The sequence below is a fragment of the Sphingobacterium pedocola genome, assembly GCF_015209965.1.
GTDB classification, from domain to species: Bacteria; Bacteroidota; Bacteroidia; order Sphingobacteriales; family Sphingobacteriaceae; genus Sphingobacterium; species Sphingobacterium pedocola.
The window spans coordinates 718,949-738,595 of the sequence record NZ_MU158689.1 but is presented as its reverse complement, the minus strand read 5'-3'; the positions used below and the strand labels follow the sequence as shown (position 1 = coordinate 738,595).

16 protein-coding genes and 5 tRNA genes are annotated in these 19,647 nt (G+C 38.9%); 5 read left to right on the top strand and 16 right to left on the bottom strand.

All coding sequences use genetic code 11. The features are described from left to right. The first annotated feature begins 1 nt into the window (after position 1). Entirely contained in the window at positions 2 to 643 is a 642-nt protein-coding gene (locus C4F40_RS03045; RefSeq protein WP_196937906.1) for a bifunctional 4-hydroxy-2-oxoglutarate aldolase/2-dehydro-3-deoxy-phosphogluconate aldolase, read from the top strand. An 81-nt stretch (positions 644 to 724) separates the two neighbouring features. Here C4F40_RS03045 and rpoC read toward each other — a convergent pair whose 3' ends face one another. From rpoC to C4F40_RS02975, 14 genes are all read right to left on the bottom strand, one after another. Next, positions 725 to 5,002 (bottom strand): DNA-directed RNA polymerase subunit beta', encoded by a 4,278-nt coding sequence (rpoC, locus tag C4F40_RS03040; protein ID WP_196937905.1) that lies wholly within the window; start codon positions 5,000 to 5,002, stop codon positions 725 to 727. 70 nt (positions 5,003 to 5,072) lie between these two features. Continuing rightward, positions 5,073 to 8,882, bottom strand: a complete 3,810-nt coding sequence (gene rpoB / locus C4F40_RS03035; RefSeq protein WP_196937904.1) for a DNA-directed RNA polymerase subunit beta — start codon at positions 8,880 to 8,882, stop codon at positions 5,073 to 5,075. Between the two features lie 161 nt (positions 8,883 to 9,043). After that, positions 9,044 to 9,421, bottom strand: coding sequence for a 50S ribosomal protein L7/L12 (rplL, locus tag C4F40_RS03030; protein ID WP_196937903.1), 378 nt, complete (start codon positions 9,419 to 9,421; stop codon positions 9,044 to 9,046). A gap of 75 nt (positions 9,422 to 9,496) precedes the next feature. Further along, entirely contained in the window at positions 9,497 to 10,015 is a 519-nt protein-coding gene (gene rplJ / locus C4F40_RS03025; protein WP_196937902.1) for a 50S ribosomal protein L10, read from the bottom strand. Positions 10,016 to 10,017: 2 nt separating this feature from the next. Then, positions 10,018 to 10,716 (bottom strand): 50S ribosomal protein L1, encoded by a 699-nt coding sequence (gene rplA / locus C4F40_RS03020; RefSeq protein ID WP_196937901.1) that lies wholly within the window; start codon positions 10,714 to 10,716, stop codon positions 10,018 to 10,020. 22 nt (positions 10,717 to 10,738) lie between these two features. Further along, complete coding sequence (gene rplK / locus C4F40_RS03015) at positions 10,739 to 11,182, bottom strand: 50S ribosomal protein L11 (RefSeq protein WP_196937900.1); 444 nt, start codon at positions 11,180 to 11,182, stop codon at positions 10,739 to 10,741. A gap of 222 nt (positions 11,183 to 11,404) precedes the next feature. Next, the gene (gene nusG, locus C4F40_RS03010) at positions 11,405 to 11,950 is read right to left on the bottom strand and encodes a transcription termination/antitermination protein NusG (protein WP_196937899.1); all 546 of its coding nucleotides are present in this window, start codon (positions 11,948 to 11,950) and stop codon (positions 11,405 to 11,407) included. A gap of 19 nt (positions 11,951 to 11,969) precedes the next feature. Continuing rightward, positions 11,970 to 12,164, bottom strand: a complete 195-nt coding sequence (gene secE, locus C4F40_RS03005; RefSeq protein WP_196937898.1) for a preprotein translocase subunit SecE — start codon at positions 12,162 to 12,164, stop codon at positions 11,970 to 11,972. A gap of 24 nt (positions 12,165 to 12,188) precedes the next feature. Next, positions 12,189 to 12,259, bottom strand: a tRNA-Trp gene (locus tag C4F40_RS03000). Between the two features lie 164 nt (positions 12,260 to 12,423). Next, a complete protein-coding gene (gene tuf / locus C4F40_RS02995; RefSeq protein WP_196937897.1) occupies positions 12,424 to 13,608 on the bottom strand; it encodes an elongation factor Tu in 1,185 nt (394 codons plus the stop codon). Between the two features lie 74 nt (positions 13,609 to 13,682). Next, positions 13,683 to 13,754 (bottom strand) — tRNA-Thr (locus tag C4F40_RS02990). A gap of 92 nt (positions 13,755 to 13,846) precedes the next feature. Next, positions 13,847 to 13,919, bottom strand: a tRNA-Gly gene (locus C4F40_RS02985). Between the two features lie 58 nt (positions 13,920 to 13,977). Further along, positions 13,978 to 14,058 (bottom strand) — tRNA-Tyr (locus C4F40_RS02980). 24 nt (positions 14,059 to 14,082) lie between these two features. Further along, positions 14,083 to 14,155 (bottom strand) — tRNA-Thr (locus C4F40_RS02975). 508 nt (positions 14,156 to 14,663) lie between these two features. Here C4F40_RS02975 and C4F40_RS02970 point away from each other — a divergent pair. Beyond that, complete coding sequence (locus C4F40_RS02970; protein WP_196937896.1) at positions 14,664 to 15,803, top strand: BamA/TamA family outer membrane protein; 1,140 nt, start codon at positions 14,664 to 14,666, stop codon at positions 15,801 to 15,803. On the opposite strand, the gene C4F40_RS02965 is transcribed toward C4F40_RS02970, so the two are convergent. Continuing rightward, complete coding sequence (locus C4F40_RS02965) at positions 15,800 to 16,255, bottom strand: hypothetical protein (RefSeq protein ID WP_196937895.1); 456 nt, start codon at positions 16,253 to 16,255, stop codon at positions 15,800 to 15,802. The two genes, C4F40_RS02970 and C4F40_RS02965, sit on opposite strands and share 4 nt — an antisense overlap. A 326-nt stretch (positions 16,256 to 16,581) precedes the next feature. Here C4F40_RS02965 and C4F40_RS02960 point away from each other — a divergent pair, with 326 nt between their 5' ends. After that, on the top strand, positions 16,582 to 17,754 hold the full coding sequence (locus tag C4F40_RS02960) for an ATP-binding protein (protein WP_196937894.1): 1,173 nt from the start codon (positions 16,582 to 16,584) through the stop codon (positions 17,752 to 17,754). 94 nt (positions 17,755 to 17,848) lie between these two features. Here the strand turns inward: C4F40_RS02960 and C4F40_RS02955 are convergent, their stop codons facing one another. Beyond that, entirely contained in the window at positions 17,849 to 18,508 is a 660-nt protein-coding gene (locus C4F40_RS02955) for a hypothetical protein (RefSeq protein WP_196937893.1), read from the bottom strand. Between the two features lie 117 nt (positions 18,509 to 18,625). Here C4F40_RS02955 and C4F40_RS02950 point away from each other — a divergent pair, with 117 nt between their 5' ends. Continuing rightward, entirely contained in the window at positions 18,626 to 18,850 is a 225-nt protein-coding gene (locus C4F40_RS02950) for a helix-turn-helix domain-containing protein (protein ID WP_196937892.1), read from the top strand. Between the two features lie 361 nt (positions 18,851 to 19,211). Beyond that, positions 19,212 to 19,391, top strand: a complete 180-nt coding sequence (locus tag C4F40_RS21695; RefSeq protein WP_270049216.1) for an ATP-binding cassette domain-containing protein — start codon at positions 19,212 to 19,214, stop codon at positions 19,389 to 19,391. Positions 19,392 to 19,647 lie beyond the last annotated feature (256 nt).

Below are 19,647 nucleotides of genomic sequence, written 5' to 3'. Positions count from 1 at the left end.
CATGAACAATATATTAGAAACAATCAATAAATACCCAGTAATACCTGTTTATTATCATGATGACAGCGCGAAATGCATTGAAATTGTTAAGGCCGCTTATGAAGGAGGAATTCGTGTTTTCGAGTTTGTAAACCGAGGTGAAAAAGCATTGGAAAATTTCAAAATATTGTTGGAGTATAAGAATTTGCATCTACCCGGGTTGGTATTAGGTATAGGAACCATAAAAGATGTTGAACAGGCGAAAAGCTTTTTAGCGGTTGGCGCAGAATTTATTGTAAGTCCAATTATTGAACCAAGTATTGCTCGGGAAACATTAGATAAAGGTATTTTATGGATTCCGGGCTGTATGACACCTTCTGAAATTGCTGTCGCCGAAAAATTAGGTGCACCACTTGTTAAATTATTCCCTGGAGATACGCTTGGCCCAAATTTTTTAAAAGCGATCAAACCCTTGTTTCCCAAGGTAAAATTCATGCCCACAGGTGGTGTTGATGTAGAAGAAAAAAATATTCAGGAATGGTTTGACGCCGGAGTATATTCCGTCGGTCTTGGTTCAAAGTTATTTCAAGAGCCAGAAGGCGCTACAGATTATTCGTGGCTAGCTGAGCGAAGCAAGCAATTGTTCAGCTGGATCAACAAATAAAACATTCTGGAGATAGATAGAAACAATAAAGGCTAGCAAAATTTGCTAGCCTTTATTATATATAATACGAAAAAGAAATAATTAATCTTCTTCTTTCGACGCCAATAATTGATCGTATTCTTCACGGGAACCTACGATAATATTACTGTATTTACGTAGACCAGTACCAGAAGGAATTAAGTGACCAACAATTACGTTTTCTTTCAATCCTAATAAATTATCACGTTTACCTGCGATTGCCGCCTCATTCAGTACTTTCGTGGTTTCCTGGAAGGACGCCGCCGAAATGAATGATTTAGTTCCTAGCGAGGCTCTTGTAATACCTTGCAATAGCGGACTCGAAGTAGCTGGAATTGCGTCACGCACTTCCACTAATTTTAAGTCTTGACGTCGCAGACTGGAGTTTTCTTCACGAAGTTTACGCAATGTAACAATTTGACCTGCACGTAAAGTCGAAGAATCACCTGATTCAACGATAACCTTCTTATCGTACAATGAGTCATTTTCCAACATGAAATCCCATTTATTCACCGCTTCTTTTTCTAAGAAACGTGTATCCCCAGGATCTTCAATATGAACTTTTTGCATCATTTGGTGAACAATCGTTTCAAAGTGCTTATCGTTGATTTTTACACCTTGAAGACGGTAAACCTCTTGTATACCGTTGACAATATATTCCTGAACTGCCGCCGGACCTTTGATAGATAAGATATCTCCAGGAGAAATCTGACCATCTGATAAAGGCATACCAGCTTTGATAAAATCGTTATCTTGTACAAGAATATGTTTTGAAAGAGGTACCAAATATTTTTTCACCTGTCCATCACGGGATTCGATCGAAATCTCTCGGTTACCACGCTTAACCCCACCTAATGATACAACACCATCGATTTCAGTAACTACGGCTGGATTAGACGGGTTACGCGCTTCGAATAGTTCTGTTACCCGCGGAAGACCACCTGTGATATCTCGCGTCTTACCGGTAGAACGAGGAATCTTAACTAAGATAGCCCCTTCTTTTACCTTTTGACCATGAGATACAGAAACGTGAGCTCCTACAGGAATATTGTAAGAACGAATTACTTCACCCTTATTGTCAAGGACTTTGATCGTCGGATTCTTCGTCTTATCACGAGTTTCTATGATCACCTTTTCCTTGTGACCAGTTTGCTCATCAGATTCTTCACGGAAAGTAACACCTTCAATAACAGCATCAAATTCTACTTTACCTGCAAACTCCGAGATGATTACCGCATTATATGGATCCCAATCAACAAGTTTGACACCTTTTTCGACTTTTTCCCCTTCTTGTACAAACAAGTTGGAACCATAAGGAATAATTTGTTGATAAAGAACTTTGTTTTCGTCACTGATAATTTTGATCTCACCTGAACGACCAAGTACAACCTGATATGGCCCATTCTCACCTTGCTTTTCAACAGTACGAACATTTTCAAATTCGACAATACCCTCGTATTTGGCAATGATCGTTGACTCGTTGGCAATATTTGATGCAGTACCACCCACGTGGAATGTACGAAGTGTCAACTGTGTACCTGGCTCACCAATGGATTGTGCGGCAATTACACCGACAGCTTCTCCCATTTGTACACGTTTACCAGAAGCCAAGTTACGTCCATAACAACAAGCACATACTCCACGTTTTGATTCACAGGTCAATACCGAACGAATCTCAATTCCCTCAATACCTGCTTCTTCGATCGCATACCCAACTTCCTCGTTAATGTCATCATTCGCTGCCACGATTAACTCGTTGGTTTCCGGATGATAAACATCATGAAGTGGTGTACGGCCTAAAATACGATCATATAATGGTTCAACGATATCGTCGTTATCTTTCAATGCGGTTGTATAGATACCACGTAGGCCTCCACAATCGTGATCTACGACAATCATATCTTGAGCAACATCATGCAGACGACGCGTTAAGTAACCCGCATCGGCTGTTTTCAATGCTGTATCGGCAAGACCTTTACGCGCACCGTGTGTAGAAATAAAGTACTCTAATACAGAAAGACCTTCTTTAAAGTTTGATAAAATCGGATTTTCAATAATTTCTCCTCCTGAATTACCCGATTTTTGAGGTTTAGCCATCAAACCACGCATACCACACAACTGACGAATCTGCTCTTTCGAACCACGCGCTCCAGAATCCAACATCATATAAACTGAGTTGAAACCTTGGTTATCGTTGGAAAGAATATCCATAACGTGCGCAGTCAACCTATTGTTGATACGTGTCCAGATATCAATAATTTGATTATAACGCTCGTTGTTCGTAATGAAACCCATATTATAGTTGTTCATTACCTCTTCAACTTCATTAGTAGCTTGAGCGATCAAGTCAGCTTTTGCGTCAGGAATATTCAAATCTTGCAAGTTGAAGGACAAACCACCTTTAAAAGCCGTTTGGAAACCTAATTCCTTCATATCATCTAAGAACTTCGCTGCACGAGCCATACCCGTATTCTTCACGATCTCTCCAATGACATTACGAAGTGATTTCTTTGTCAAGATTTCATTAATATAACCCACCTCTAGCGGAACAATCTGGTTAAAGATTACCCGTCCTACAGTCGTTTCAATAATCTGTTGAGCATATTTCTCCTCACCTATTTTAACTTGCGTCTTAACTTTAATCCAAGCGTGAAGATCTACCTGTTGCTCATTTAAAGCAATGATAACTTCTTCGGGAGAATAGAATGTACTTCCTTCACCTCTCATCTTACGATTTTCTTCCGATTTACGGCCTTTGGTAATATAGTAAAGACCCAATACCATATCTTGAGATGGTACTGTAACTGGAGAGCCGTTAGCAGGATTCAAAATATTATGTGCAGCCAACATTAAGATCTGGGCTTCCAAAATTGCAGCATTACCTAGCGGTAAGTGGACTGCCATCTGGTCACCATCAAAATCGGCGTTAAACGCTGTACACACTAATGGGTGTAATTGAATTGCTTTACCCTCTACTAAAGTAGGTTGGAAAGCTTGAATACCCAAACGGTGAAGCGTAGGTGCACGGTTTAATAACACCGGGTGACCTTTCAACACGTTTTCAAGGATATCCCAAACAACTGGATCTTTACGATCTACAATTTTTTTAGCCGATTTTACTGTTTTAACGATACCCCTTTCGATCATCTTACGGATGATAAACGGTTTGTAAAGCTCTGCCGCCATATCTTTAGGAATACCGCACTCGTGTAATTTCAGGTTAGGTCCCACGACAATTACTGAACGAGCGGAATAATCCACGCGCTTACCTAATAAGTTTTGACGGAAACGACCTTGTTTACCTTTTAAGATGTCAGATAATGATTTCAACGCACGGTTACCTTCAGTTTTCACTGCGTTAACCTTACGTGAGTTGTCAAATAATGAATCTACAGCCTCTTGTAACATACGTTTTTCGTTACGTAATATTACTTCAGGGGCTTTGATTTCAATCAAACGTTTCAAACGGTTATTACGGATAATAACACGACGGTATAAGTCGTTCAAATCTGATGTCGCAAAACGACCACCATCCAAAGGTACCAACGGACGCAATTCCGGTGGAATAATAGGAACGATTTTCACGATCATCCATTCCGGACGATTTTCAATACGATCTCTTGAACCGCGGAATGCCTCTACCACATGAAGACGTTTTAATGCCTCATTTTTACGTTGTTGAGAAGTTTCATTGGCGGCTTGATGACGTAAATCGTATGACAATTGATCAAGATCAATACGTTTCAATAATTCTTCCAATGCTTCCGCACCCATTTTTGCAATGAACTTTTGAGGATCATTGTCATCCAAATATTGGTTCTCTTTTGGCAAAGTATCTAAAATATCTAGATACTCTTCTTCTGTTAAGAAATCCATATACGAAATACCATCATCTTCTTTAATACCCGCTTGGATTACAGCGTATCTCTCGTAATAGATGATCATATCTAGTTTCTTAGTAGGAAGACCTAATAAGTAACCAATTTTATTGGGTAAAGAACGGAAGTACCAAATATGCGCAACAGGAACTACCAAAGAGATATGGCCCATGCGCTCACGACGTACTTTTTTCTCTGTAACTTCGACACCACAACGGTCACATACGATACCCTTGTAACGGATACGTTTGTATTTACCACAGTGACATTCGTAATCCTTTACCGGACCGAAGATACGCTCGCAAAATAGACCATCACGTTCCGGTTTGTACGTACGATAGTTGATCGTTTCTGGTTTTACAACTTCACCACTTGAGCGTTCCAAAATTGTTTCCGGAGACGCTAAGCTGATCGTGATCGATGTAAAGTTGCTTTTAATTTTATTATCTTTTTTGTAAGACATACTTATTCAAAAGTTAAAGCTTTAAAGAAACTTAACGCATGTTTCCATCCGTTAAGTCCTATTTGCTTGATTAATCTAATGTGATATCTAAACCTAAACCACGCAACTCATGTACCAATACGTTGAACGATTCTGGTACCGATGGAGTTGGTAAGTTATTACCTTTCACGATTGCTTCGTAAGTTTTAGCACGACCTACAACATCATCGGATTTCACGGTCAAGATCTCCTGAAGGATATTAGATGCACCGAATGCCTCCAATGCCCAAACCTCCATCTCACCGAAACGCTGACCTCCAAATTGTGCTTTACCACCCAATGGTTGCTGTGTAATCAATGAGTATGGTCCGATCGAACGTGCGTGCATTTTATCATCTACCATGTGACCTAATTTCAACATATAAATCACGCCGACAGTAGTAGGTTGATCAAAACGCTCTCCCGTCAACCCATTGTAAAGGTATGTACGTCCTGACTTAGGCAACTCCGCTTTTGCAACCCACTCTTCCACTTGGCCCATTTCAGCGCCGTCAAAGATCGGTGTAGCGAATTTCATACCTAATTTTTGACCTGCCCAACCCAATACGGTTTCATAAATCTGACCCAAATTCATACGAGAAGGTACACCTAAAGGGTTCAATACAATATCAACCGGGGTGCCATCTTCTAAGAAAGGCATATCTTCATCACGTACAATACGTGCAACAATACCTTTATTACCGTGACGACCCGCCATCTTATCACCTACTTTCAATTTACGTTTTTTTGCTACGTAAACTTTAGCCATTTGAACAATACCCGACGGCAGCTCATCTCCTACCGAAATAGCAAATTTATCACGTTTGAAAGCGCCTAACTCTTCGTTATACTTTATATTGTAGTTATGAAGAGACATCTTAATCATCTCATTCTTTTCCTCATCAGTAGTCCAACCCGTTGGATTGATATGTGCGTAATCTAAATCTGTTAAGATTTTCTGTGTGAACTTAGCACCTTTTGCTACCAATAATTCGCGATAAGAATTATAAACACCTTGACTCGTTTTACCATTTACAATCGTAAATAATTTGTCTACCAAGCGTTCTTTTAATGATCTTAAGTTTTTATCGTGTGCTACTTCTAATTTCTCTAAAGCCTTTTTCTCAACTTCTTTAGACATCTTCTTAGCACGTGAGAATAATTTAGTATCAATTACAACACCTTTAATGGAAGGAGGAGTTTTTAAAGACGCATCTTTAACATCTCCCGCTTTGTCACCGAATATAGCACGTAATAACTTTTCTTCCGGCGAAGGATCTGATTCACCTTTAGGTGTAATTTTACCGATCAAGATATCTCCTTCACCTACTTCTGCTCCAATGCGAATAATACCATTCTCATCCAGATCTTTAGTAGCTTCTTCCGATACGTTAGGAATATCAGCCGTCAATTCTTCTTCACCACGTTTGGTATCACGAACCTCTAGTTCGAATTCTTCAATGTGCAATGAAGTAAAAATATCTTGAGAAACAACGCGTTCAGAAATTACAATCGCATCCTCAAAGTTGTATCCTTGCCAAGGCATGAATGCCACTTTTAAGTTACGTCCCAAAGCTAATTCACCGTCTTCAGTAGCATACCCCTCACAAAGCACTTGACCTTTAGTAACTTTCTGCCCCTTTCTAACGATAGGCTTTAAGTTGATACACGTATTCTGGTTGGTTTTCTTAAATTTAATTAATCGATATGTCCTAATATCATCGTCAAATGAAACCAAACGGTCATCTTCGTTACGTTCATAACGAATTTTTATTTCTTGGGCATCGACGTACTCTACTACACCGTTTCCTTCTGCGTTGATTAACGTCCGGGAATCTGAAGCCACACGACCTTCTAATCCAGTTCCTACAATAGGAGCTTGCGGACGTAACAATGGAACGGCTTGACGTTGCATGTTAGATCCCATTAAAGCACGGTTGGCATCATCATGTTCCAAGAAAGGAATCAAAGATGCTGCAATAGATGTAATCTGATTAGGAGCAACATCCATGTAGTCTAATTTTTCAGGCACGATAATCGGGAAATCACCCTCGTATCTCGCTTTTACTTTAGGATCTAAATAATTACCATTATCATCATATTGTGCATTTGCCTGCGCAATAGTTTTCCCATCTTCATCTTCCGCAGATAAATACACCACTGGTTCATCCACCACAACACGACCTTCATCAACACGACGGTATGGCGTTTCGATAAAACCTAAATTATTAATCTTAGCGTGAACCGCTAATGATGAAATCAAACCAATATTTGGTCCCTCAGGAGTTTCGATCGTACACAAACGACCGTAGTGCGTATAGTGAACGTCACGAACCTCGAAACCAGCACGCTCACGAGAAAGACCACCTGGACCTAAAGCTGAAAGACGACGCTTGTGCGTAATCTCTGCAAGAGGGTTGGTCTGATCCATGAACTGTGATAACTGGTTAGTACCAAAGAATGAATTGATCACGGACGACAATGTACGTGCATTAATCAAATCCGTTGGCGTAAACACCTCGTTATCACGAATATTCATACGCTCGCGAATTGTACGCGCCATACGAGCTAGACCAACTCCAAATTGGGCATACAGCTGTTCACCTACCGTACGTACACGACGATTTGACAAGTGATCAATATCATCTACCTCAGCTTTTGAATTGATCAAGTTGATCAAGTACTTCACGATCGCGATAATATCTTGACGGGTTAAAACTTTCGTTTCAGCAGCCGTATCTAATTGAAGCTTCCGGTTAATCCGGTAACGCCCCACATCTCCTAAGTCATAACGTTTGTCTGAGAAGAACAAGCGATCAATGATCCCACGAGCAGTTTCCTCATCAGGTGGTTCAGCATTACGCAATTGTCGATAGATATGTTCTACCGCTTCCTTTTCAGAATTTGACGTATCTTTCTGTAAAGTATTATATATAATAGAATAGTCCGCATTGTTCGAATCATCATCTTTAGCCAGAATAATGGATTTTACACCGGCATCAATGATCAAATCAATGTGATCTTCTTCTAGGACAGTTTCGCGTTCAAGTATGATTTCATTACGGTCAATAGATACAACTTCACCTGTATCTTCATCCACGAAATCTTCAATCCATTTCTTCAATACCCTAGCCGCCAAACGACGACCAATATATTTCTTTAAACCAGATTTACTAACTTTTACTTCATCTGCAAGGTCAAACAATTCTAAGATATCTTTATCCGAATCAAAACCGATTGCACGTAATAAAGTAGTAACTGGGAATTTTTTCTTACGATCGATATAAGCGTACATCACGTTGTTTACGTCTGTCGCAAATTCAATCCAAGAACCTTTAAAAGGAATTACCCTAGCAGAATAAAGTTTAGTACCATTTGTGTGTCTACTCTGACCAAAGAAAACACCAGGAGAGCGGTGCAATTGAGACACAATAACACGTTCAGCACCATTGATAACAAACGTACCTTTGGGAGTCATGTAAGGAATTGTACCTAAATACACATCTTGTACGATAGTTTCGAAATCTTCGTGTTCTTCATCATTACAAGATAATCTTAATTTTGCCTTTAAAGGCACGCTATAGGTCAGACCACGCTCGATACACTCTTGGATATCATAGCGAGGAGGATCAATGAAATAATCCAAAAACTCTAGCACAAAAATGTTTCTTGAATCAGAAATAGGGAAGTTTTCCGCGAAAACCTTGTACAACCCTTCCTGATGGCGATTATCAGAAGTAGTTTCTAATTGAAAAAACTCCTTGAAAGACTGCAATTGCACATCCAAGAAATCGGGGTAATCAATTACCTTCTTACTTGTAGCAAAATTTACTCTTTCTTTTTGAATATTACTGTTTGCCAAGGGAATAAGATTTTAGTTTAAAAAAACTGAACTTAACTGTGCTGTTTTGTTGTAAATGTAAAGAAGCCAGCACCACTCCTTACAAGACTTATAGTATAAAACAGGAATAGACTCTGATAGAAATGCTATCAGAGTCTAACCTTTTGGGGCTTTATTTGAGATTACTTAATCTCAACAACAGCTCCAGCTTCTTCTAATTGTTTTTTCAAAGCTTCTGCTTCGTCTTTAGAAACACCTGATTTCAATTCTTTAGGAGCGCCGTCAACTAAATCTTTAGCTTCTTTCAAACCTAAGCCAGCTAAATCTTTAACCAATTTAACTACCGCTAGTTTTGAACCGCCAGCTTCTTTCAAGATTACATCGAAAGATGTTTTCTCTTCAACTGCAGCAGCACCGCCGTCAGCAGGAGCAGCAGCAACTGCAACAGCAGCAGCAGCAGGCTCGATACCATATTCGTCTTTTAGGATATCAGCTAATTCCTTAACTTCTTTTACTGTTAAGTTTACTAACTGTTCAGCAAGTTGTTTTAAATCTGCCATTTTATTTTGATTTTTGAATTTACTTAATAATGTTGTTAATTAATATTACGAACTTTTAAATTAATGAGGCGTTCGTTATCCTCTTTGTTCTAAAGCTTTTACTAAACCTGAGATAGTATTTCCGCCCGATTGAAGTGCAGAAATAACATTCTTCGCTGGTGATTGAAGTGCTGCGATAATGTCTGCAACAAGTTCATCCTTAGATTTAAGGGTAACTAGTGCATTCAGTTGATCATCACCTACAAAGGCTGTCTCCTGAACGTATGCCGCTTTCAACACAGGCTTGTCGCCTGCTCTACGCAATTCCTTGATCAACTTCGCTGGAGCATTTCCTGATTCAGAGAACAGCAACGTAGAAGCACCTTTCAGTACGCTACGCAATTCTTCTGAATCGATTCCTGCTTCAACAAGTGCCTTCTCGATTAATGAGTTTTTAGCTACTTGGATGATGATCCCTTGTTCGTAACACTTGCGACGAATTCCATTGATCTTATCAACAGTTAAATCAGCTGTGTCAGTAATATAAAAATTACCAAAAGATTTAATCTGTTCGGCCAAAGCTTGAACAATTTCTTGTTTTTCTTCTTTTCTCATGATTAAATTCCAGCTACTGATTTAGTTTCGATATGAATACCGGGACTCATTGTTGATGAGATATGGATACTCTTGAAGTATGTTCCCTTAGCTGCCGAAGGTTTCAATTTTGCAATAGTTTGTAATACTTCTAAAGCATTATCATAAATCTTCTCCGCAGGGAAAGACACTTTTCCAACTGAAGTGTGGATGATACCGGTTTTGTCAACTTTGAAATCGATCTTACCGCCTTTTACGTCTGTTACAGCCTTACCTACGTCGGTAGTTACTGTACCAGTTTTAGGATTTGGCATTAGGTTTCTTGGCCCTAAAATTCGGCCCAATTTACCTACTTTTGCCATCACGCTAGGCATGGTAATGATGATGTCAACGTCAGTCCAACCACCTTCAATTTTGCTGATATAGTCGTCAAGACCTACGTAGTCGGCACCAGCGGCTTTAGCCTCTTCCTCCTTATCAGGAGTACACAATACTAAAACACGCACAGTTTTACCAGTTCCGTGAGGTAATGTCGCAATACCACGAACCATTTGATTCGCTTTACGTGGATCTACGCCTAAACGAACGTCGATATCCACTGAAGCATCAAATTTAGTTGTCGTAATATCTTTCACTAAAGCCGCAGCTTCTTGTAAAGAATACGCCTTACCAGCTTCAATTTTGGATAGTGCCGCTTTTTGATTTTTTGTTAATCTAGCCACTTTCTTAAACTGATTTCGTTAATTAATTTTTCCAAGGAGCGTCACCTGAAACAGTGATACCCATACTACGCGCCGTTCCAGCTACCATTTTCATAGCTGACTCTACTGTAAATGCATTTAAGTCGGGCATTTTATCTTTCGCGATTGTCTCAACCTGTTCCCAAGTTACCGCAGCAACTTTTTTACGGTTGGGCTCACCCGATCCACTTTTTAATTTAGCAGCATCTTTCAATTGGATAGCTACCGGTGGAGTTTTGATGATAAAATCGAATGACTTGTCTGCATAAACAGTAATGACAACAGGTAAAACCTGACCGGGTTTGTCTTGCGTACGAGCATTGAACTGCTTACAGAAATCCATAATATTCACACCTTTAGCACCTAAAGCAGGTCCTACTGGAGGAGATGGATTGGCTGCGCCGCCCTTAACTTGTAATTTTACTAACGCACTGACTTCTTTTGCCATTTTGTTATAAATTTAATGTGTTAAATGTTTGTTAGTAAGTTGGAAGCAGATAACGTAACATTTATTCATTTGATTGAAAACATAGCTTTGCAACCAAACGAGGTGCAAAGATATAAAATATATTAGTCGCAAGCAAATTAATATGCAAAATATTTCATTATTCTTTATAAACAGGAAGGCCCTTCTGATTGTCAAAAGGGCCTTCCTGTTTATAAAGACATACTATTCTTTGTCAACTTGCATATAATTCAGTTCCAATGGCGTTTTACGACCAAAAACTTTAACCATGACTGTCAATTTCTTTTTATCCTCGTGAACTTCTTCGATTTCACCCGTAAAACCGTTAAACGGCCCATCTACAACCTTCACTGCCTCTCCCACATAATACGTAACATTGATCGTCTCTCCTTGCTCAGCCATCTCATCTACCTTGCCTAAAATACGATTTATTTCAGCTTGGCGAAGCGGAATAGCGTTACCCGCTTTATCACCTAAGAAACCTATTACACTGTTTAAGTTCTTAATTACATGTTCGATTTCTCCATCTAAAGAAGCTTCGATAAGCACATATCCTGGATAGTAATTACGTTCCTTAGCAACTTTTTTACCATCACGCATCTGATAATATTTTTCCATTGGTATTAGAACCTGAGGAACCAAATGCTGAATACCAAGACGACTTACTTCAGCCTCTATATATTGCTTTACTTTTTTTTCCTTACCACTTACAGCACGCACTACGTACCATTTCAAACTTTGATCAGCCATAGATATTTGATTGATAAAATTAAGAAGCTGTACCGTACAACACCTCTAACACATTGCTTGAAGCTTTATCCATCGCAAAAATAATCAATGCGATTAAAACAGATGCAACAAGTACAACAACTGCATGATTTTGCAACTGAGACCAAGTAGGCCAAGTTACTTTCTCTGTAATCTCAACATAAGAGTCTTTAAAAAAATCAAGTACTTTAGCCATTAGTAGTTACTTAAGTTATGTTAGCACGGGCACAAGGATTCGAACCCTGATCGAAGGTTTTGGAGACCTCTATTCTACCATTGAACTATGCCCGTGTAGTTATTATTTTAATGCTGCAAATATAGTATTTACGATACATTACAGCAAATATTATTTACTTTTTTTCAACGCTACGCAACCCAATTTCCTTAGAAAAAATAAGCTAATCAGCATCAGCTAATTAGCTTATTTTTATATTGAGTATTATAATCTATTAAGACTATAAAATTTCAGTTACCTGACCAGCGCCTACTGTACGGCCACCTTCGCGGATAGCGAAACGTAGACCTTTTTCCATAGCGATAGGAGAAATCAACTTAACAGTGATTGTAACGTTATCACCTGGCATTACCATCTCAGTACCTTCAGCTAATGAAATCTCACCAGTAACGTCTGTTGTACGGAAATAGAATTGTGGACGGTATTTGTTAAAGAATGGAGTGTGACGTCCACCTTCAGCTTTTGATAATACATAAACCTCAGCTTTGAAGTAATCGTGAGGAGTTACAGAACCTGGTTTACAGATAACCATACCGCGACGGATATCAGTTTTCTCAATACCACGTAACAATAAACCTACGTTATCACCAGCTTCACCGTAGTCTAAGATTTTACGGAACATTTCCACACCCGTTACTGTAGATTTCAAGTTCTCAGCACCCATACCTAAGATCTCAACTGGATCACCAGAGTTGATTACACCTCTTTCGATACGACCTGTAGCAACTGTACCACGACCTGTGATCGAGAATACATCTTCTACCGGCATCAAGAAAGGAAGCTCAGTCAAACGTGGAGGAATCGGAATGTAGTTATCTACAGCATCCATTAATTCCATAATTTTTTCAACCCACTCCGGCTCACCATTCAATGCACCTAGAGCAGAACCTTTGATTACAGGAATATCATCACCTGGGTATTCGTAGAACGACAATAATTCACGAACTTCCATTTCAACTAAGTCTAACAACTCTTCGTCATCAACTAAGTCAGTTTTGTTCATGAAAACAACTAATGCAGGAACACCTACTTGGCGAGCCAATAAGATGTGCTCACGAGTTTGAGGCATAGGACCGTCAGTAGCAGCTACTACGATGATCGCACCATCCATTTGAGCAGCACCAGTAACCATGTTTTTCACGTAATCCGCGTGACCTGGACAGTCAACGTGTGCGTAGTGACGAGCCGCTGTTGAGTACTCAACGTGTGCTGTATTAATTGTAATACCACGTTCTTTTTCTTCAGGAGCAGAGTCAATTGAATCAAATGAACGAGCTTCTGATAAACCTTTATCAGCTAATACTTTAGTGATAGCTGCAGTTGTAGTAGTTTTACCGTGGTCAACGTGACCGATTGTACCAATGTTTAAGTGTGGTTTACTACGGTCAAATTTCTCTTTTGCCATGTTTATGCGAATTAGTAATTATTAAATATTTCTTTATTAAATTCTTTACAAAGTTAATAAACTTAAATTATTCGAGCCAAAGATGGGATTTGAACCCACGACCTCTTCCTTACCAAGGAAGTGCTCTACCCCTGAGCTACTTCGGCTTCTTATCAAAAGCTTATTTACAGATTATTGCCTCCACCTTACATTACATGATTATCATGAAAGATAGAGACTTAAAATCTTGATATTAAAGAGCGGAAGACGAGGTTCGAACTCGCGACCTATAGCTTGGAAGGCTATCGCTCTACCAACTGAGCTACTTCCGCTTTTGCTTGCGAACTGTAACCAGAGATTAACCTGATACAGTTCACAAACTATTTAGTGTGGAGGGAGAAGGATTCGAACCTTCGAAGCCGAAGCAACGGATTTACAGTCCGTCCCATTTGACCGCTCTGGAACCCCTCCAGACCAGCAACTTGCGTCGCTTAGAGCCTCCTATCGGGATCGAACCAATGACCTACTGATTACAAGTCAGTTGCTCTACCAGCTGAGCTAAGGAGGCTAATATTTTTCTTTTAATATAATCTCTAAGAACAATCTGTTCTTCTGAACAGCGAGTGCAAAAATCAAAATTTAATTTCACTTTTGCAAGAGTATTTTAAAAAAAAGTTTTTTTCCTTAAAGAACGACTCAAAAACCAATTTAGGCATAAACCTTGTTGTTTTTGATGACGCAAAGATAGGTACTAAAAGAACTTTACAAAAGTATTTTCTAAAAAAACATATCCATTCTTTTCATTGTGCTGATATGCAATGAAATAATTTTCAATTCCAATTCCACCTTCTATTCCGAAACATCTCGATTATATTTCCGCTACGTTCTCAATTTTCAAAGGCACAGGAGAGAACGATGAACCGCGTAGCGCTCATTCAGGCCGTAGAAAGAACATGGATGAATAATTAGCTTTCATAGTTGAAGTAATTACGAACAGTGCTTTTTTGTTTTAGGCGTTCGTGAATGCAAAGCATTTTATCTATGTTTGAAACACGTAAAAGCGATATCAAAACTACATGAAAAGAAATTTTATTTTTTGTCTTTGCACCTTACTCTCTCTACCCCTAGCCGCCCAAGAAAACAATAATTTTATAAAAAAGACAATCAAACAGTTTTTATCATCCAAAAAAGATTCCTCCAGAGGAGCAAGTTTCATCGCTTTACCGGCAGTGGGATACGCACAAGAATCAGGATTTGAATACGGATTCGCATCTACTTATAATTTTTATACGGATAAATCAGATTTAAACAGCCGAACATCCAATCTGACATTGATGGCAACCATGACCACCAAGCAACAGAAAAACATAAAACTAACATCAGACATCTGGACGAAAAACAACGATTATCATATTATTTCCGAGTTAAGATTTAGAGATTGGCCGTTCAATTTTTACGGCATTGGCAACGAAACATTACTCATTAATGAAGACTATATCGGCCAAGAACTCTTCAGAGCGAAGTTCGATGTCGAAAAGAAAATATCATCAAAGCTCTATCTAGGAGTAAATGCTAATTTTGAACATTTCTCCTTTACGGATGAAGAGCCTGGAGGCATTTTCGAATCAAATGAAGTACTGGGAAAAACAGGTGGAAAATACCTCGCGTTAGGAGTATCCGCACTATTCGACACTCGGAATAACACAACCTACTCCACATCGGGCCTTTACAGCCGAATAAAATATGCTTATGCTCCCAACTTCTGGGGCGGAGAAAATTTCGTAGGTAGTCAAATCGAACTGGACGTAAGATACTTCTATCCCCTTACACCCAAATTAACAACCGCTGTCCAAACACTCTATAGGGCTTCCATCGGTAAAGATATTCCCTTCTATGCCTTTAGGGATTTAGGAGGTGACATGACAATGAGAGGTTATTACCTGGGACGTTATAAAGACAAGAGTTACACAGCTACACAGGCAGAGCTACGCTATAGAATAATTCCAAGACTCGGAGCTGTTGTCTTTGGAGGCACAGGAAGTACGTTCTCTCCTCAGCACAACCTACGGCTAGTACCTTCATTTGGTGGAGGAATACGTTATTTCTTTAGTTTAGAGCATAACAGTACGATTCGATTCGATTATGCATATGGTGAAAAGAGATCGGGCGAAAAAAGACAGTCTGGCTTTTACCTAAGTATCAGTGAAGCCTTTTAGTATTTCCAAAATGGGAAACGGAGCTTAAAATGCTCCTTCCGCTGCCCTTCCCGCTGACACACTATTCCAAAATAGAACAGATCTATCGTAACGGTAAAAGCATCTTCTTTGGTTAAGTTGTTCCATTTTCGTGTATTAGAAAGGTTCTTATGTATATCTCTTAAAAAGAGTATGGTGAAGCGATGTTGTAAGTCCGCGACCTCTGCTACTTGCAATTTTTCTATGGAAATATCCAGGGCTCCTCCCGATACAGATTTATCCTGTTTTATTTCTGCGCTATAATATGCTGCGATTTCTTTAATAAGAAGACCGGATTTACTATCTCCATTGGTCTGTTGCTTAGTTGATGCGTAAATTACCTCATCAGCTAGCCTATACACAAATGGAGAATGTGTACCATGTCTACTATTGGAAAAGAGAAAATGGATTATGGCTTTAAAGTAAAATAACATCTCCGCAAAATTAATTATTGTTTCCCAAAGATTTATCACTTTTACTCAAACTGCTCCAAAAATCATACTGACCTCCTTTATGCTAAACTCGCATTAAGTAGTATGCTATTTCTATATTTAACAAGATTTTATAGCCGTTGTAGGTTTTCGTGCAGCACATGCCGCTAGAACAAACCCCGTGGATAGTTTGAGGGATGAGTAAAACAATCTATGTAATTTCATCAATAGAAGTTATGTAATTTCATCAGTACAGTCTATGTAATTTCATCAATAGAAGTTATGTAATTTCATCAAAATGATTTACATTTGTCCTGTCAAAGGATTGAATGATGTTTGTAACCAGAAGGATAGCGAATAAAATAAACGAAGTAAAGGACAAGTATCCTATCATAGCCCTTACTGGCCCCAGACAGTCTGGGAAAACGACATTGCTCAAAAACACGTTCCCTACATATCGCTATATTTCTTTGGAAGATCCAGACATTCGGGAGTTTGCGGAATCCGATCCGACGGCTTTTTTGGATCTTTATGATAAGTACGTCATTCTGGACGAAGTACAACGTGTTCCTCAGCTGTTCTCTTATCTACAGGGGCGCGTAGATGAAAGCGGACTTATGGGGCAATATATTTTATCCGGTTCTCAAAACTTTAATTTACTAAAAAGTATAACGCAATCTCTAGCGGGCAGAGTAGCCTTGTTCAAACTACTTCCGTTTGACCTAGAAGAACTAAAAGCACACCAACTTCTATCCGAAGACTACGCCGACAACACACTGCGGGGTTTTTATCCTGCTATTTATGATCGGGAGATTAATCCTTCCATCTTTTACAGCAATTATTTACAAACTTACATCGATAAAGACGTTACCGAGCTATTAAAAATAAAGGATTTCCGACAGTTTAGACAATTCATCAAGCTATGTGCCAACAGGGCTGGTCAACTGCTCAACCTTTCTGCGCTGGCTAACGAAGCCGATATATCTTTTAATACGGCTAAAGAATGGTTGTCTATTTTAGAAAGCAGTTACATCACATTTCTACTTCACCCCTATTACGAAAACAGGAATAAGCGATTAGTCAAAACACCCAAACTTTACTTTTACGATGCCGGATTATTATGTTTTCTTTTAGGTATAAAAACAACAGAACAATTGTTATTGGATCAGGCCCGAGGTAACATATTCGAAAATATGATTATCGCAGAGCACGTGAAAAGCACCAATCACCTTTATCAATTTAACGATCTATATTTTTGGCAGGACAGTAACGGAAATGAAATCGACCTCCTTTGGAAGGTTGACCGTACCTTTATAGCGACAGAAATAAAAGCGGCTAAGACAATAACCACAGAAATGTTTAAACAGTTGGACAAATTCGAAAGCCATCAGGAAATACCTGTGCAAAAAGTGTTGATATACGGAGGAAATCAATCCCAAAAGCGCAGTAAGTATCTCGTCAGGAGCTGGGACGAAGCATCGGACGGAAGTCTTTACAAATAAGCCGTAGGGTGCGAAAAAATAAAAAATAACCGATCGGGGAGGAAGGGGGTTAATAATTGGTAAAACCTACGGCTTAAAAAATTTAATTGCTTTTTTATACCCCATGCTCCATATAGAAAGCCCCATCTTTGCTTTCTATTCGCTGAATGGAGAATGGTGATTCGGAATCACCCTGCAAAATGCTCAGCACATTTTTCGGTCTTAGATATTGATCCATATCGGTGCAACACTTTGTGTAAATCTCATACGGCCCCCTCTTTTCTTTAAAATAACCCTCAACAAATAATTCTCTCATGAAGGTTTTTATTTCGTCTAACTCCTGCAAAGTTGACGACGAATACGAGTCTATATCATGCCTTTTGTCGATCAGTTTAAATTCACTGACAAAGACATTCAGTTCCTTATCTAACCTCTGTACTTCATGGATAGTTTTGCTTTTCAATGCCCTAACCGTCAACTGATAATGACAATTATCATCGTGACTTTCTATACCCTTCGAAAAAAGAAACCCTATACTTTTTATATCCAAAGCCCGCTGCATATCAAACAGATCTGCCATCATTATCTTCTTCAGTTTAAATGCCTCTATTTTATGTATAAAATCTAGACGCTTTCCCATTAAAAAAGAAATCTCAATAGGAGATAAATTCCGGGAAATCCGTAATAACATCATACGGTAATACATCATCATTTCAAATGAAGAACAAATCCGCTTGTATACCTTTGTTTTGGGTTTAAATACTTTTTCTTTCATAGTTTAATTTATATAGCTTTTCTATACAAAGAAATAGATTTAATATCAATATTCAAAACATTTGTTTAAATAAAACTCACATTTTATACATTTATCTATACAAATAGATATAAAGCAATGACTAAATTAGGAGAATACTTAGCGAAGAAATCAGTTAATAAGTCGATGGTGGCCCGTAAGACCGGACTTAGCAAGGCTAGGGTCAATGAATTAACCATGACCGAAACCGCCAAACTACGCTTGGATGAAATGTACCTGATCGCTTTGTCCATTGATACAGATCCTTGCGAAATGATGAAAGTCCTTTGTGAAGACTTAGCATTAGCGGATTTGGATTCGTAGGCGGTTAACACCATCCCCTTACAGAATAATATGAGCCTAAATGCGCACATATTATTGTCCGTAGACGTACAAGTGGCTGTTCGAAATCGAACAGTAGCACAAAGTAGTAAAAACACAATTTACTGGTAACAAACAACATACACCATTGGCTTATCAATTGTAACTCGATTAGGATATCGCATAATTAGAAACTATTAACCCGATAAAGTCGCACAGGCATATCCCGCAACAGTTTGTGGGATGAGTTAATAGAGGTTAAGCGCAAATAATTTTGGACGGAGGAGAAAAGATTAGGGAAGATAGATAAAACAACGAAGCGAAAAGTCCCCTTTGTGGGATTTAGGGGATAAATACGAAAACAATGATACAGCTAAATAACATATTCAAATGGTACACTATAGGTGGAGCACGTAGTTTTGTACTTAAGGACATCAACCTAACGATCGAACAAGGCGAGTTTATTTCAATCATGGGTCCTTCAGGTTCGGGGAAATCAACATTGCTTCATCACTGTTTAGCCAACTCAATAAAGATGGTGTGACGATCATACAGGTAACTCATTCAGAGAAAAATGCCACCTATGGAAATAGGGTTATTAATTTATTGGATGGACAGGTAAAATAGAAGATTAATGAAAATGAAGGATTTTCTTAATCAATTTTTATGCGCCTCTTTCGCCGGCGCGGGGCGACTTCTTTTTTTTATAAAAAGAAGGAAAAAATCGTCGCTGTACCCATTTGCCACAATGGCTAGTGCCTCCTCCTGCTATTGGCAAATGACTAAGGCGACATTTGTCG

Coding starts and splice junctions, on each gene's coding strand:
- C4F40_RS03045 (WP_196937906.1), top strand. CDS start 2: ATGAACAATATATTAGAAACAATCAATAAATACCCAGTAATACCTGTT.
- rpoC (WP_196937905.1), bottom strand. CDS start 5,002: ATGTCTTACAAAAAAGATAATAAAATTAAAAGCAACTTTACATCGATC.
- rplL (WP_196937903.1), bottom strand. CDS start 9,421: ATGGCAGATTTAAAACAACTTGCTGAACAGTTAGTAAACTTAACAGTA.
- rplJ (WP_196937902.1), bottom strand. CDS start 10,015: ATGAGAAAAGAAGAAAAACAAGAAATTGTTCAAGCTTTGGCCGAACAG.
- rplK (WP_196937900.1), bottom strand. CDS start 11,182: ATGGCAAAAGAAGTCAGTGCGTTAGTAAAATTACAAGTTAAGGGCGGC.
- nusG (WP_196937899.1), bottom strand. CDS start 11,950: ATGGCTGATCAAAGTTTGAAATGGTACGTAGTGCGTGCTGTAAGTGGT.
- secE (WP_196937898.1), bottom strand. CDS start 12,164: ATGGCTAAAGTACTTGATTTTTTTAAAGACTCTTATGTTGAGATTACA.
- tuf (WP_196937897.1), bottom strand. CDS start 13,608: ATGGCAAAAGAGAAATTTGACCGTAGTAAACCACACTTAAACATTGGT.
- C4F40_RS02970 (WP_196937896.1), top strand. CDS start 14,664: ATGAAAAGAAATTTTATTTTTTGTCTTTGCACCTTACTCTCTCTACCC.
- C4F40_RS02965 (WP_196937895.1), bottom strand. CDS start 16,255: ATGTTATTTTACTTTAAAGCCATAATCCATTTTCTCTTTTCCAATAGT.
- C4F40_RS02960 (WP_196937894.1), top strand. CDS start 16,582: ATGATGTTTGTAACCAGAAGGATAGCGAATAAAATAAACGAAGTAAAG.
- C4F40_RS02955 (WP_196937893.1), bottom strand. CDS start 18,508: ATGAAAGAAAAAGTATTTAAACCCAAAACAAAGGTATACAAGCGGATT.
- C4F40_RS02950 (WP_196937892.1), top strand. CDS start 18,626: ATGACTAAATTAGGAGAATACTTAGCGAAGAAATCAGTTAATAAGTCG.
- C4F40_RS21695 (WP_270049216.1), top strand. CDS start 19,212: ATGATACAGCTAAATAACATATTCAAATGGTACACTATAGGTGGAGCA.